This window comes from Chryseobacterium sp. R2ACT005 (genome assembly GCF_049949215.1).
GTDB lineage: Bacteria > Bacteroidota > Bacteroidia > Flavobacteriales > Weeksellaceae > Chryseobacterium.
Map to the genome: position 1 here is coordinate 57,294 of NZ_CP188192.1, position 14,480 is coordinate 71,773.

Annotated in this window: 13 protein-coding genes and 1 other RNA gene; 8 read left to right on the forward strand and 6 right to left on the reverse strand. The window is 35.3% G+C overall.

Going from position 1 to position 14,480, the window contains the following annotated elements; translation table 11 throughout:
* The first annotated feature begins 27 nt into the window (after positions 1-27).
* From hutI to ACPF63_RS00270, 3 genes are all read left to right on the forward strand, one after another.
* Positions 28-1,251 (forward strand): imidazolonepropionase, encoded by a 1,224-nt coding sequence (gene hutI, locus ACPF63_RS00260; RefSeq protein WP_426481601.1) that lies wholly within the window; start codon positions 28-30, stop codon positions 1,249-1,251.
* Positions 1,252-1,333: 82 nt separating this feature from the next.
* Positions 1,334-2,254 carry a formimidoylglutamase gene (gene hutG / locus ACPF63_RS00265; protein ID WP_426481602.1) on the forward strand — a complete coding sequence of 307 codons (921 nt, stop codon included), beginning with the start codon at positions 1,334-1,336 and terminating at the stop codon, positions 2,252-2,254.
* Positions 2,255-2,390: 136 nt separating this feature from the next.
* Positions 2,391-3,683 (forward strand): aldehyde dehydrogenase family protein, encoded by a 1,293-nt coding sequence (locus ACPF63_RS00270; RefSeq protein WP_426481603.1) that lies wholly within the window; start codon positions 2,391-2,393, stop codon positions 3,681-3,683.
* 173 nt (positions 3,684-3,856) lie between these two features.
* Here ACPF63_RS00270 and pyk read toward each other — a convergent pair whose 3' ends face one another.
* From pyk to ACPF63_RS00295, 5 genes are read right to left on the reverse strand one after another with little or no spacing between them, the layout of a single operon-like run.
* Complete coding sequence (gene pyk / locus ACPF63_RS00275; protein WP_077419354.1) at positions 3,857-5,302, reverse strand: pyruvate kinase; 1,446 nt, start codon at positions 5,300-5,302, stop codon at positions 3,857-3,859.
* Complete coding sequence (locus tag ACPF63_RS00280) at positions 5,295-5,768, reverse strand: IPExxxVDY family protein (protein WP_426481604.1); 474 nt, start codon at positions 5,766-5,768, stop codon at positions 5,295-5,297. The genes pyk and ACPF63_RS00280 overlap by 8 nt, the downstream gene beginning before the upstream one ends.
* Positions 5,746-6,510, reverse strand: coding sequence for a ribonuclease III (gene rnc, locus ACPF63_RS00285; protein ID WP_077418880.1), 765 nt, complete (start codon positions 6,508-6,510; stop codon positions 5,746-5,748). The genes ACPF63_RS00280 and rnc overlap by 23 nt, the downstream gene beginning before the upstream one ends.
* A 9-nt stretch (positions 6,511-6,519) precedes the next feature.
* Complete coding sequence (fabF, locus tag ACPF63_RS00290; RefSeq protein WP_180564664.1) at positions 6,520-7,764, reverse strand: beta-ketoacyl-ACP synthase II; 1,245 nt, start codon at positions 7,762-7,764, stop codon at positions 6,520-6,522.
* Positions 7,765-7,798: 34 nt separating this feature from the next.
* Positions 7,799-8,038, reverse strand: a complete 240-nt coding sequence (locus tag ACPF63_RS00295; protein ID WP_002976354.1) for an acyl carrier protein — start codon at positions 8,036-8,038, stop codon at positions 7,799-7,801.
* A gap of 714 nt (positions 8,039-8,752) precedes the next feature.
* Between ACPF63_RS00295 and ACPF63_RS00300 the strand changes: the two genes are divergently transcribed.
* The 4 genes from ACPF63_RS00300 to ACPF63_RS00315 all read left to right on the forward strand — a co-directional run bounded on the left by ACPF63_RS00300 (position 8,753) and on the right by ACPF63_RS00315 (position 13,491).
* Complete coding sequence (locus ACPF63_RS00300; protein ID WP_180564663.1) at positions 8,753-9,130, forward strand: hypothetical protein; 378 nt, start codon at positions 8,753-8,755, stop codon at positions 9,128-9,130.
* A 116-nt stretch (positions 9,131-9,246) separates the two neighbouring features.
* Positions 9,247-12,402 carry a phage baseplate assembly protein V gene (locus ACPF63_RS00305; RefSeq protein WP_426481605.1) on the forward strand — a complete coding sequence of 1,052 codons (3,156 nt, stop codon included), beginning with the start codon at positions 9,247-9,249 and terminating at the stop codon, positions 12,400-12,402.
* A 3-nt stretch (positions 12,403-12,405) separates the two neighbouring features.
* Positions 12,406-13,131, forward strand: a complete 726-nt coding sequence (locus ACPF63_RS00310; RefSeq protein ID WP_180564661.1) for a hypothetical protein — start codon at positions 12,406-12,408, stop codon at positions 13,129-13,131.
* A 6-nt stretch (positions 13,132-13,137) separates the two neighbouring features.
* Positions 13,138-13,491: a DUF4280 domain-containing protein gene (locus ACPF63_RS00315; RefSeq protein WP_426481606.1), complete on the forward strand. Its 354-nt coding sequence runs from the start codon at positions 13,138-13,140 to the stop codon at positions 13,489-13,491.
* Positions 13,492-13,606: 115 nt separating this feature from the next.
* Here the strand turns inward: ACPF63_RS00315 and ssrA are convergent.
* Positions 13,607-14,005, reverse strand: a transfer-messenger RNA (tmRNA) gene (gene ssrA, locus ACPF63_RS00320).
* 268 nt (positions 14,006-14,273) lie between these two features.
* Between ssrA and rpsU the strand changes: the two genes are divergently transcribed.
* On the forward strand, positions 14,274-14,471 hold the full coding sequence (gene rpsU / locus ACPF63_RS00325) for a 30S ribosomal protein S21 (RefSeq protein ID WP_047379266.1): 198 nt from the start codon (positions 14,274-14,276) through the stop codon (positions 14,469-14,471).
* Positions 14,472-14,480 lie beyond the last annotated feature (9 nt).

A 14,480-nucleotide genomic window follows, 5' to 3' on the forward strand; every position in this document is an offset into this window, starting at 1 on the left:
CTGAATATTAGTATTAACTTTAAACTCATGAAATTAATAGGACCATTTAAGCAGGTGGTAACGCTTGCTAACTTACCATTAAGAGGAAAACTTTCCGATGAACAACTTGAAATTATTGTAGATGGGGGAATTGTAGTAGATCAGAATACCATTCAGAAAGTTGGAAATTTTGAAACATTAAAAATAGAAAATCCTACCATAGATATAGAAAACATCGAGGGAGAGCAGATTGTTCTTCCTGCTTTTGTAGATTCACATACCCATATCTGTTTCGGAGGAAACCGTGCCAATGATTTTGCGATGCGTAATGCAGGGAAAACCTATCTGGAAATTGCTGAAAGCGGTGGTGGAATCTGGAGTTCTGTACAGCATACAAGAAATGCATCAGAAGAAGAATTGCTGAAAACTTTAATAGAAAGAATCAACTTTTTGGTTGATTTAGGAATTACCACTATTGAAGTGAAGAGCGGCTACGGATTGGATATAGAAAATGAGCTGAAGATGCTTAGAATTATTAAAAAAGCACAGAATGAAACTAAAGCTACTTTAGTTCCTACCTGTCTTTCGGCTCATTTAAAGCCTAGAGATTTTGAAGGAAGCAATCCTGAATATCTTGAGTATATTATTACTGAAATTTTACCAAAAGTAAAAGAAGAAGAATTGGCGAATAGAGTAGACATCTTTATCGAAAAGTCTGCATTCCAGCCTGAAGAAAGTAAAGAATTCTTACTTAAAGCAAAAGCATTAGGTTTTGAGATTACCGTTCATGCAGATCAGTTTACGCCAGGAAGCTCAAGAATTGCAGTAGAGGTGGGAGCTGCATCTGCAGACCATTTAGAAGCAACTATTGATGAGGATATTGAATTTTTGGCTAAGTCTGATACCGTAGCAACAGCGCTTCCCGGAGCAAGCTTAGGACTAGGAGAAAAATTTACTCCTGCAAGAAAATTATTAGATGCAGGAGCTATTGTAGCGATTGCAAGTGACTGGAATCCTGGATCAGCGCCGATGGGAAATTTAATTACCCAGGCTTCTATCTTAGCCACTTTCCAGAAACTGACCATTGCTGAAGTGTTGGCAGGAATGACTTTCCGTGCAGCTTATGCCCTTAATCTTGAGGATAGAGGACAGTTGAAAACAGGGAAAAAAGCAGATTTTGTCACTTTCAAAACCAATAATTTCCAGAACGTATTGTATAATCAGGGAAGCTTAAAAGCTGAACATGTTTATATTGATGGGAATAAAAATTAAAAATTAACCATACTTTGTCATTCAATGAGCAGATTTCCAATGTCAGCTAATTGAATACATACAATAGGCAAATGACTGAATAATGAGTAATATTTGGCAAGGCAGATTGGACGGAGAAGAACTTCTCCATCACAGAATATTTCAAAGAGTAAAAGAAGAACGTAACTACGATAATATCGCAACGGATGAATTCGTACTGCATGGTTTTGCTGTAGATGAAGGAGTAAGGCGAAATAAAGGCCGTCAGGGAGCTAAGGCCGCACCTGATGTAATCAGAAAAAACATGTCCAATTTCCCGGTGATTCTTCCTGACTTTTCAATGCTGGATTTTGGGAATATTACCTGTGACGATGGTAATCTGGAAAATACGCAGAACAATCTTGCTAAAAATGTTTCAAAAGTACTTTTAAAAGGCGGAAAATCCCTTGTATTGGGTGGAGGCCATGAGGTTACATATGCTCATTATTTAGGAGTTAAAACAGCTTTTCCGGAGCAAAAAATAGGGATTATTAATCTTGATGCCCATTTTGATAACAGACAGCCGGAAAAAGGAGTAGGGGCAAGCTCAGGAACCGGATTCTGGCAGATTGCTCAGGAAGGTCCTATCAATTCTCTGCATATTGGAATTCAGAGAAACTCCAATACACTGAAGCTTTTTGATACTGCTCATCAGTATGGAATGAAATATATTCTGGCTGATGAACTGTTTTTTGAAAACCTTCCATCAATCTATCAGCGTATTGACGAATTATTGGATACGGTAGATTATGCCTATCTTACAATTTGTATGGATGTCTTTAATGCATCTGTCGCTCCAGGAGTTTCGGCTGCAGCGTACAACGGAATCTTTGCGGATCCAACCTTTATGCATTTTTACAGGCATATCTTAAAAAATAAAAAATTGGTTGCAATGGATGTAGCGGAAGTTAATCCTTCTTTCGATATCCAGGACCGAACAGCAAGACTGGCAGCATGTCTTGTGAATGAATGGCTAATGATTTAAGATAAAGCTATATTCTTCCGATAGAGAAAATCATTATTTTATTGACCCTTAAGGAATGAAATTTGCTGATTTCACCGTGCTTTTAAAACAAAAGCGCTCATAAATTCATTAGCTGAATTTAAAACAGATTTATATTATGGAACAATTAATTGAAAGCAAGCTTATTAAAGCAGATAAAGCGTTTTCAGTGTGGAGAAAAGTGCCGTTTGAGGAAAGGCAGAAGTTAATTGCAAAAGCAGCAGAAATTTTAAAGAATAATTCAGAGAGATTTGGTAGAATAATTACAACAGAAATGAATAAGCCCATTTCAGAATCAATAGCTGAAGTGGAAAAGTGTGCTTTAATGATGAATTATTATGCCGCTGCTGATAATATTTTAAAACCAGAAAAAGTAGAATCTGAATTTGCTTATTCTGAAGTTCATTACGCTCCGAAAGGAGTGATTTTAGGAGTAATGCCATGGAATTTTCCTTTTTGGCAGGTATTGAGATTTGCTACTCCTGCAATTTTAGCTGGAAATACAATTGTTTTAAAGCATGCTTCAATTTGTTTCGGAAGCGGAAATGCAATTGAAGATGTTCTTTTGGAAGCAGGTTTTCCGGAAGGTGTTTTCCAGAATCTTGAAGTAGGACACAAAGCAGTAAAGGAAATTCTTGAACATGATGCTGTAAGAGGGGTAAGTCTTACAGGAAGTGGAAAAGCCGGCGGTGAAGTAGCGTCAATAGCAGGTTTAAATATCAAAAAATCTTTGCTTGAATTAGGTGGAAGTGATGCATTTATCATTTTTGATGATGCAGATCTGGAAGCAGCAGCAAAAGCTGGAGTAAAATCCAGACTTCAAAACTGTGGACAAACCTGTACTGCGGCTAAAAGATTTATCATTGACGAAAAAATCGAAAGTGAGTTTCTCCCTATATTCATTGAAGAATATATAAAATATGAAATTGGAGATCCCTTAGATAAAGAAACCAAATTGGCAGGAATGGCAAGACCTGACCTGGCTGATGAGTTGGAAGCTCAATTCAACAGAGCATTGGAAAATGGTGCAGAAATCATTATTCCTCTGGAAAGAATTTCAGAAAATGAATTTAAGCCAGGCTTAATCAGAGTTCAGGAAGGAAATCCAATTTTAAAGGAAGAGCTTTTCGGACCTCTTGGTATGGTTATGATTGCAAAAAATGATGAAGAAGCCTTACAAATGGCTAATGATATTCCTTTTGGACTTTCCAATTCCGTATGGACAAAAAATAAAGACCGCCAATTATTCTTCATTGAAAACCTTGAATCAGGAACAGTCAATATCAACAGAATGACAAGCTCTGATCCGCGTTTTCCGTTTGGAGGATCAAAAGCTTCAGGATATGGAACAGAATTGTCCCTGTTGGCTTTAAAAGAATTCGTGACAGCTAAGACTATTGTAGGTAATTAAGATGTGTAAATGTCATTCCGAGGAATCTCAGAGATTTTTCACTTCACTCTGTTTTTGTTCAGAATGGCAAACGAACATTTATAAGTTAAGAGTAGACTTTACACTATAAACAAAAACTCCCGGAAATCATTTCCAGGAGTTTTTGTTTATATTTTTTACAAAAGTAATTTTGCTTATACTGTCGTCAATCTCAGCGTATTCGTTTTGCCACCTTCGTATGATGGAGTAGCATTGATATTGATTACAAAGTCTCCGGTTTCAATATAACCGTAGTTATGAGTCAGCATATTTACCTGGATGATTGTTTCATCAGTAGATTTCTTCATATCATAATAGTATGCGTGAACACCCCAAAGAAGGTTCAGCATGGTAATCACTCTTTTGTTACCACTATATACAATGATATGAGAGTTTGGTCTGTGTGCTGCAAGCTGGAAAGCAGTGTAACCAGAGTGAGTAAGCGTCACAATAGCAGAAACGTTTGTTGTTTTAGCAATTCTTACCGCTGCAAGACAAACCCTGTTTGTAATGAATCTCTCATCAATACAGTTATAATCTTTTTCGATTGGCTCATTTTTGTGTTGGTAAAAATGAGTGGTCTCGATATTCTTTACGATTTTAGCCATATTTTCCACTACCTGTACCGGATATCTGCCTACAGAAGTTTCTCCGGAAAGCATTACTGCGTCAGCTCCGTCCAATACAGAATTGGCAACGTCATTTACTTCTGCTCTTGTTGGTGTCAAACTGTTGATCATGGTCTCCATCATCTGGGTAGCGATAATCACCGGCTTAGAATAGAATCTTGCTTTTTCTACAAGATTTTTCTGGATCGCAGGAACTTCTTCCATTGGAACTTCTACTCCAAGATCCCCACGAGCTACCATTAATCCATCACATTCAAGAAGGATTTCCTCAATATTTTTAACGCCTTCAGGCTTTTCAATCTTCGCAATAATCGGAGTCTTGAATTTACCATTTGGATGCGCTTTGATAAGCTCCTTCAAGTCGATAATATCCTGAGCATGACGAACAAATGATAAGGCAATCCAGTCAACCTCCATGTCAAGCATGAAATTGGCATCCTGAATATCTTTTTCTGTCAATGCAGGAAGAGATACATTCGTATTAGGTAGATTCACTCCTTTTTTAGAACTTAACGGACCTCCTTGAATGGTTTTTGCTTTTACGGTATCTATTTCATTGGTTTCGATAACTTCCAGCATTAGTTTTCCATCATCAATAAGGATTCTTTCTCCTACTTTTACATCTTGTGGAAACTGTTGGTAAGTCATATACACCTTAGTGGAATCTCCCTCCATCTTTTCATTGGTAAAAGTAAGAATATCACCTGGATTCAGGTAAGATCCTTCCTTTACAACTCCCACTCTCAGCTTTGGCCCTTGAAGATCTCCCAGGATTCCTACTGAATAACCATACTCGCTGTTTAGCTCTCTAATTATTTCAATATTGTTTCGAACTAAGTCGTAATCTGCATGGGAAAAATTTATTCTGAAAATATCAACACCCGCTTTCATTAAATCTAACATTACCTCCTTCGACGACGAAGCAGGTCCTAGTGTTGCGATAATTTTTGTCTTCTTTAAATACTTATTCATAATACTGGATAATTTGATAAAGTTCTTCATCAGAACTCAGTGTATAATCTTGAATTGGAAACACAAGATTTTCAGGGAGCAAAATTACGGAAAAATCAGGAAACTGTTCCGAACTATGCAGAATATATTCCACATCTACCTGATTATTTAATAAAAATTTAATGTTTTCTTCTTCTGTAAAGAGTTCTGTCTGAACTTTTTTTTGCTTACTTTCAGAAGATTTATTTGAAATAAAGGTAAAACAGGTCCTGGAAAACTTGTGATAGGCCTCAAATCGTGGAAAAAAATAATCATAATATCCTCCATGAAAGACAAGATCTTTTTTTCGTGAAAAACCGAGATTGTTGGCTTGATTTATTTTATAAAAAAACTCATGAGCAGGTACATCTTTTGCTAATCTTACCAATCCTATGGTAATATCTTCAAATTCTATATCATCAAGATCATAAAGTTTTTGAATTTCCAAGTATATTTTCTTTTTTATTTAAAATATAAAATGCCCTTTGTGCTGCCTTTTCCTCTGCTTTTTTCTTGGAAGTTTCTGTTGCATTAGCAATTTTTCCTTCACCCAGCCACACGTGACATCGGAATACCACAGATTTATTAGCTTGTATTTCTTCGCAAGTTTCGTATTTTATATTGACCTTCTTCTTTTGGCTCCATTCGAGCAGTAGACCTTTATAGCTTACAATTTTGTTTTCAAGCTTATTGATTTCAGAAGGGGTCAGCAATTTTTCCAAAATAATCCTTTTACAGGTATCATAATGGAAGTCTAAATAAACGGCACCAATTAGGGCTTCGAATAAATTTCCGGAGATATTCTCGCCCAAAGCAGAAGAACTGTTTTGCTTTTGCAAAAGGTTGGTAAGCTTAAGGTCTTCGCCTAATTTATTGAGGTTTTTCCTATTAACAATCTTAGATTTCATTTGGGTCAGATATCCCTCATTAGCCTGAGGATAGGTCTGGAACAAATGACAAGAAATAATTGTACCCAAAACAGAATCTCCCAAAAATTCAAGCCTTTCGTAGTTGCTGTCTTGATTTTTAGAAGAATTTTTCAAAGAAAAAGCTTCGCGGTAAAGAGCTATATTCTGTACCTCTGTACCTAACACTTTTTTAAGCTCGGTACTGAGAAAATACTCTCTCTCCGTTAATTGTCTTTTTCTTTTTTTGAGAAGGAATTTAGAAAAGTATTTCTGTAACTCCATTCATTGAATTTAGATTTTCTTAAATAGAACGCAAGCGTTATGCCCGCCAAATCCAAAAGTATTGCTCATGGCTACTTTTACATCTTTCTTCACAGCTGTGCTAAACGTAAAGTTTAGTCTGCTGTCAATATTTTCATCATCAGTAAAATGGTTGATGGTAGGAGGAACAGTACCATGAATAATAGTTCCCAATGCAGCGATAGCTTCAATAACACCTGCAGCACCAAGAAGGTGGCCTGTCATTGATTTTGTAGAATTAATCTGAATGTCGTAAGCATGCTCGCCTAATAATCTTGAGATTGCATTGGATTCTGCGATGTCTCCTAATGGAGTAGAAGTACCATGCATATTGATATGATCTACTTCATCAGCAGTTAAACCTGCATCTTCCAGGCAACTCTTCATTACCAGATAAGCACCAAGGCCTTCAGGGTGAGGAGCAGTCATGTGATGTGCATCAGCACTTAGACCTCCTCCTAATAATTCTGCGTAAATTGTAGCACCACGTTTTACAGCGTGCTCATATTCTTCAAGAATAATACATCCTGCCCCTTCACCTAATACAAATCCATCTCTGTCTTTGTCAAAAGGTCTTGAAGCTGTTTTAGGATCATCATTTCTTGTCGAAAGTGCCATCATTGCATTAAATCCACCGACACCACTTGCTGTAACGGCTGCTTCAGAGCCTCCGCACACAATCACGTCTGCTTTTCCCAACTGGATCAGCATTTTGGAATCAATTATAGCGTTTGCTGAAGATGCACATGCAGATACGGTAGTGTAATTAGGTCCGTGGAAACCATACTCAATAGAGATATGTCCTGGAGTGATATCCGCAATCATTTTCGGAATAAAGAACGGGTTGAATCTCGGAATTTCCGTATTGGCCCATCCTAACACTTCAGTTTCAAAAGTCTCTAATCCTCCGATTCCGGAACCCCAGATTACTCCAACTCTGTTTTTATCTACATTGTCTTCAATAATTCCAGAATGTGCTACTGCTTCTCTGGCAGCAACAAGCCCCAATTGAGTGTTTCGGTCCATTTTTTTAGACTCTTTCTTGTCGAAATGCTGTAACGGATCGAAATTTTTCACTTCGCAAGCGAACTTCGTTTTAAAGTTTGTGGCATCAAAAAGAGTAATCGGAGCGGCACCGCTCTCACCTTTTACAAGATTTTCCCAGTATTCTTTTGCATTATTTCCTATTGGTGTTATTGCTCCAAATCCGGTTACAACTACTCTTTTTAATTCCATAAACTTTGTTTAATTTCTTTTTTGTTGAAGAATATTATTTATTTACTACTTCTTCGATGTAAGCGATAGCGTGCCCTACAGTAGTAATTTTTTCAGCTTGGTCATCAGGGATCTGAATATTAAATTCTTTTTCAAATTCCATGATTAACTCAACTGTATCTAGTGAATCAGCTCCTAAATCGTTAGTGAAGCTAGCTTCAGGAGTTACTTCTGTTTCTTCAACGTCAAGCTTATCCGCGATGATAGCTTTTACTCTTGATGCAATGTCTGACATAGTAAATTATTTTTTTAATTGTTAGATGGTGCAAATATATAAAATTCTTTACGATAAAACATTTTTTTAGCCTTTTTTGTGGACGAGAAGCCTTCATTTTAAATTGTGTCGCTTTAGTCTTTTAGTTTTCAGCAGGTTATAATTTGTTATGTATTGAGTGCTAGATTTCAAATTCAAATAAGCTGGAAGTATTTCAAAGGATACCTTTTTATAATATGAAAGTGATAGCAGAAATCGTAACACTTTGTATTAGTTTTTGTATTTGGAATTAGTAAGAAATTTGGAAAAAGCAAGATTAAATGTGCTCAAAGAGAAAGAATGATAAGCTAGGTGGGTAGATCCTTTTTTGCAGAAGCAATAGGGTTTATGATAATGTTTCATTTATTAGATATACTTATTTAAGTTATTTCACAATGAAGTTTAAAAGGTGATGAAGAAATAGAATGGCTTAGGAATTATTTTGTGCAAGTCGTGCTAAACTATCTGAGATAAATTGGAATATACATAACTATACTCAATAGTGACACTGGAGAGCAGGTGATTGAAAGTCTTTTAATTCAAAAAATGGCAACTAATAGTGGTAGTGACTATGAAGAAGTTCGTTAAGTTCAGTTCGATTATAGTAGAGCTATTCGTCAAATTCACGATGATATTCTGAATCAGGTGCAGTAATAAAAAAAGAGAATCTGATTTTCCAAATTCTCTTTTATTTTAGTGGAGTGGGCAACAAGTCATTTCGACCCTGAATTAGAAATTTCTATTAATGGTTCTACTAATATAGAAGACAATAAAATGTTAGCAGAAGCCAAAAAAGTTAGTGGCAAGATAATTGGAATTTTTGATGAACAACAAAAGACATCTTTTATATATACTGTTTATGAAACCAATGGAAAAACATTTATAAAAACTTCTTTCAAGGATGGGGGATCTATGGATAATGAAGTGACAAAAATAGATACTAACAATGGAATCAGATATAATTATAAAGAAGATGTAAGTCAGGGAGAATACTTTGTTTTAAATAATGACATTCTTGAATTCTATAATAGCGAAAATAAAATGTTTACAACAGCAAATAAGGTATTGTATTGATATTCAATCTGTAGTAGTATTACTACAAATTCCAAGATTTTATTAAAAATTTTACATTTGGCATTATTTTTTATCTATATTTAGTGATATAAAACCAAAAACACACAAAATATATTATGAAAAAAAAGGTCTCTAATTCAGAGAAGATTTCGGAGAACCATATTGCAGGCATTAATCGTGTGGTAAAACTTGAGATTGTGATCGATGGCAAAGCTATTGGTAGTTTCAAGCACTTTCTGTTAAAGCAGAGCGCCAGAAGACATCATAATTTTGAACTTACTCTAGCACACGATTCTTTAGATGAAGTACAAAATCACAATCTTGAACAGGCACAGCAATTTTTAGGAAAGCGTTTAACTATAGTTTTTAAATACAGAGACGTAGAAACCGAAAGTCCCGAAAGAACATTTGTTGGCATTATAACAAAGATAGCGTTTAGTCAAGAAAAGATGAGCCTGGGAAATATTGTACTAAAGGGATATAGTCCGACAATCCTTATGGATTCTGCTCCCCATACTCAAAGTTTTGGAGGAAATCAACCTGTAAATACTTCTATCATTGCAGATAGAATCATTAAGGAAGCACTGAGAACAAGTAAGTTCGATTTTAGAATAGAAACTCAAAACAAAGGGTATATCAATTATAGTTCACAGTACTGCGAAACCCATTATAACTACCTTGCTAGAATTGCAGAAGCTTATGGAGAACAGTTTTACTATGATGGAGAAATACTTCATTTTGGGAAATTACCACCTCATGAAAAACCTATCCGGCTTATTGATGGGAGTAATATAAGTGATGTAATAATAGAACTAAAGGCAATACATACTAAGCCAGAATACTTTGGATATAATAGTAGCAGTCATGCAAAAATGCTTGGCTCTGATAACAGTATAAAACACTTGGGAGGGTTATCTGCCAAAGCCTATGGCCTGAATACCGATATTTTTAAAACGCGATCACTTACCCCTACACCCATCAATGCCAATATGTTCATGGATGTGGATGATTCCCAAAAAAGTGCAAGGGGAAGTGCTGCTGTAGAAGTTTTTACAGTATCAGGAAATACTTCTGTTCCTTTTCTTTATACAGGTTGTGTTGCTGATTTAGCAATGAGGAAACCTGACAGCAATCAAACCTCACATTTTACTACATTGATGATTACAGAGGTAACCCATGAAGTGGATGCTAGAGGTTATTATAGCGGAAATTTTGAAGCAATAGCAGAAGGAACAGGCTTTATGCCAAAACCTGATTTTATAATGCCTAAGGCAGAACAACAGGTGGCAACGGTCATATCCAATGTAGACCCATTGAACCAAGGAAGAATACAGGTTCAGTTTGACTGGCAGTTAAATGACACAACTCACTTTATAAGAATGATGAGTCCTGATGCAGGAGGAACAGATGCTATAAGCCAGAACAGAGGATTTGTTGCAGTTCCTGAAATTGGAGATCAGGTAATGGTTGGATTTGAATATCATAATCCAGATTTCCCTTTTGCAATGGGTGGAATGTTCCATGGAAAAGTCGGTTTAGGTGGTGGTATGAATAACCATTTAAAATCCATACAAACTCGTAGCGGAATCAAAGTTTTAATGAATGATGCTAATGGGAGTGTAACAATTCAAGACCCAAGTGGTAATATTTATTTTATGGACGGCGGAGGAAACATTAACGTTACCGCTCCAAATAAATTAACGATGAATGCTACAGATGTTGAGATTAATGCCAATAATAATTTTGATATTAATGTGGCAAATAACATGACTTCCACAGTGGGAAATACTGCATTAATGAATTATCTGCAGAAAACATTAATGAACACTCCTATTATGTTGCAGACTGTATCTGAGCTATTTCATGCTCAGGCAGCAAAGACCATTATTAATACAGAAAATGAATTATTTATTCAGGCAAAGGAAGCGAATGTAGCAGGAACTCAAAAACTATTTATGCATTCTGATCAGAATACAATTGTAAATAGTAAAGGTGTTGTTGATATGCATGGTAAGCAGGGAAATAATCAAACAAATAAAGCACAACCATATAAAAAGATTCCCATATATATGGATGGGAGATGTTATGTTAGTTTCAGACCTCAATCCAATTGGAGCGGAGAATATGGCTTTGACTGGATGAGAATGGGTGACACTTCTCTACCGGGAGATACAAAAGCAAACGGATATAAATTTATTTCATCGAATTATAATAAGCTAAAGACAGCATACCAACAAAGAACTTTTACAAGAAAAGATAGTAGAGGGAGAAGAATAACATTTACTTACTTTGTACCTTGGCTGACCTTATATCCAAAAAATGAAGTTCCAAAAGGCTTTACCCATACTTCGGCAAAATTGAATGTGACAGTTGACATCGAGGTAGAGCCTATAAGATTGGAGTTGGAATATGATAAAACTTTATTTACTTTAGATAAACAGAATATTACACCTGTAACTAAAGGTATCCATAAAACAATACTTAATATAACATGTATTAAATCGTTTGATAAGTACCAAGATATTAAAGTGATTTCTGTATTTAAGAATGCTAAAGGAGAAGAGGAAAAGGCACTGGCGGGGAAAATTTTGGTTACTCCTAATAAGCAACGTTATAAAGCGGATTGTGTAATTGTAAGAGTAAATACAAATATAAACGGAACTGTTTCAATGAGTGCCCCATCATCAAATAGACAATCTGTTTTGAACAAATATTTGAGACAGTCATTAGTAAATCCTAATTTTCTTACCACAATTGATCTATCGTTTACTTCAGATACTGATTCATCTGGAAAAAGGACAAATCTAAAAACATTATTCAATAACGCTGCGAACGTAAGAGGTGGTATGATTCCAAACGGGTCAACTGATGCAATTCAAGATTTTTTAAATGGACAGATCAAAACGAAGTATGGCAGTAAATATGATGATGTTTATAAATTCTATTTTATCAATCAGGAAGCAGGAACATCTCGGTCTCCCAACTATGGTTTATTTGGTCGCTCTTATGGCATCCCCTCTACTGCTAAATCTGTAGTAATATATAAAGGTGATAGTAGCAATACCGCTTTTAGTGACAGTACCCTTGTACATGAGGGTCTTCACGCAATGGGTCTTTATCATTCTTTTGATAATTCTGGAGAACATACTTTTACTCAAGATAAAACGGATAATATAATGGATTATTCAGATGTAGCACTAACTCCAATACCGGTTATTCAACTATGGCACTGGCAGTATCCATTTATTTATCCAAACGTAAAAAAAATATAGACCATGAAGAAAATAACACTTATCCTATTATCATTAATAATATCATCTTGTCACTCACAAGATAAAGAACCTAATAAAAATGCTCCCTCAAAAGACATCAAAAAACCTAAATCATTAGAAATTCCAGTAAATCAGAAAACTATGGAAACATTTACCAATGAAAAATTTGATATTGAAAATTATTTTAAACATTATGATAAAATAAATAGAACTTATGAGCATGAGTCTTCTAATGGTACAAAGATTTTGGAAGCTGATTTTGATGATTCTTATTATGTAACATTAATAGCCAAGAACTCTCTTTTTGCGGTCCATAAAGAATACTATAAAAATGGTTTATTAAAAAGTAAGTGGGAAACTTTTGGTGAAGGGGGCTTTATTAAAGGGTTTCGATATGAATATGATTTAAAAGGTAAACTCTTAAAAGTAGAAGACTGGGATAAACCTTATAAATTTACTTGGGAGCAAGTAAAAAAGTATATTGAACAAGATTTAAAGTTGAATATACTAAAAGATAAGGTTGGAGTAAGTAATAAGTTGGAATCTCCTGATTACAATTTTCCGACTTGGGGTATTGATTATATCGGACAATATAAAGATGACCCTAAAAAGGGGATTATTAGAATAAAATTAAGTGGTCTCACTGGCGAGTTATTGCTTGTAGAACGTCAACTTGGTAAGGGTGGTGATGGAACAAATGTTGATGTTATTTATAAAAAGAAAAACTAATGTGAAATGCCACAAAAGATCACAGATACTGCCCAATTATCCTGTAACCAAGGAACGGTACCAAGCAACCTTAGTGTTACAAGCCAGAACTTTTCTACAGCCGAGGGAAAACATATTGCTACGGAGCAGGATAAACAAGCAAATGTTAACATAAAATCCTTTGGACAGTGTAAATTAAAGCCTAGTTCAGGGGGGTATTTGCCATGTATTCCTGCGCCAATAACGTGGCAAGAAACAACAGAAAAAGACACTATTAATAATTACAAAATTCTTACTGAAGATTCTTTTTGTATGTGTGGAATAGGGGGAAGAATTGAAGTGGCAGATAGGGGACATTTAGAGAAGCATGATATTTCTTAATATAACCTTTAGCATTCTATTTTATCCCTAAAAAATATACCGTACAATAATCGTACAAATTGAGAAAGTAAAAACCCCTAATTAGTTTGATAATTAACTATTTAGGGGTTTGTTATTGTGGAGTTGGAGGGATTCGAACCCTCGTCCAAACAAGCAATACATAAGATTTCTACATGCTTATTCTACCATTGATTTTCGACTGAAGGCAGAGGGCAGACACCCAACTTCCAGCTTATCTTCTAAAGTTTTCGAATTTTAGCCGAAGCTTCTAAAATCTTATTCCCGCATTCCTATATCTCAGGATCAAACGCCGCAGAACAGAGCATTTGTGAGATATCTTGCTTCCTTACTATCTTCAGGAAAACGCTTGATCTACTATACTTCGATATTAAGCTGCAAGAGCGAACTCTTCGTTGCCAGTTAAAATTTTGTAGCAAGGGATTATAGAGATCGCGCTACGGTTCTCTGCATGCTTACTTACCCATTGGTCTTGCTGTCGAAACCAGTCAACCCCATGAATAAAGTGAATGCAAAGGTAATGCTTTTTGTTTATATTTCATTAATATGGGTGTTTTTTTAATGAGAAGAGATTGTAAAATAAATAATTTGAAGCGGTTAGCAATGAATGTTTAGTCATTGTGGATAAAAATATTATTATGGTTGAATGCTTTTAATACTAGGTTTGTAAGGGGTTTTAAATGAAAGAGTAATTCTTTGTGGTAATATATTTTGCATTTTAAGAAAAATTGTCTAGTTTTGCAATCCAAAATGAGATGTAAAATATGTTAATAATTCCAGTAAAAGATGGTGAATCCATCGACAGAGCTTTAAAAAAATACAAGAGAAAATTTGATAAAACAGGTACAGTTCGTCAATTAAGATCTAGACAAGCGTTTATCAAGCCTTCTGTAACTTTGAGACAATCAAGGTTAAAAGCTGCTTACAAACAAAGAGCACTTAGTAAAGAAGAGCAGGCTTAAGATTTTTTC

Excerpts from the sequence above, each read along its gene's own strand:
- fabF (WP_180564664.1), bottom strand. The coding sequence starts at position 7,764 with ATGGAATTAAAAAGAGTAGTTGTAACCGGATTTGGAGCAATAACACCA.
- ACPF63_RS00305 (WP_426481605.1), top strand. The coding sequence starts at position 9,247 with ATGAAAAAAAAGGTCTCTAATTCAGAGAAGATTTCGGAGAACCATATT.
- rpsU (WP_047379266.1), top strand. The coding sequence starts at position 14,274 with ATGTTAATAATTCCAGTAAAAGATGGTGAATCCATCGACAGAGCTTTA.
- rnc (WP_077418880.1), bottom strand. The coding sequence starts at position 6,510 with ATGGAGTTACAGAAATACTTTTCTAAATTCCTTCTCAAAAAAAGAAAA.
- ACPF63_RS00270 (WP_426481603.1), top strand. The coding sequence starts at position 2,391 with ATGGAACAATTAATTGAAAGCAAGCTTATTAAAGCAGATAAAGCGTTT.
- ACPF63_RS00295 (WP_002976354.1), bottom strand. The coding sequence starts at position 8,038 with ATGTCAGACATTGCATCAAGAGTAAAAGCTATCATCGCGGATAAGCTT.
- hutI (WP_426481601.1), top strand. The coding sequence starts at position 28 with ATGAAATTAATAGGACCATTTAAGCAGGTGGTAACGCTTGCTAACTTA.
- ACPF63_RS00310 (WP_180564661.1), top strand. The coding sequence starts at position 12,406 with ATGAAGAAAATAACACTTATCCTATTATCATTAATAATATCATCTTGT.
- pyk (WP_077419354.1), bottom strand. The coding sequence starts at position 5,302 with ATGAATAAGTATTTAAAGAAGACAAAAATTATCGCAACACTAGGACCT.
- ACPF63_RS00315 (WP_426481606.1), top strand. The coding sequence starts at position 13,138 with ATGCCACAAAAGATCACAGATACTGCCCAATTATCCTGTAACCAAGGA.
- hutG (WP_426481602.1), top strand. The coding sequence starts at position 1,334 with ATGAGTAATATTTGGCAAGGCAGATTGGACGGAGAAGAACTTCTCCAT.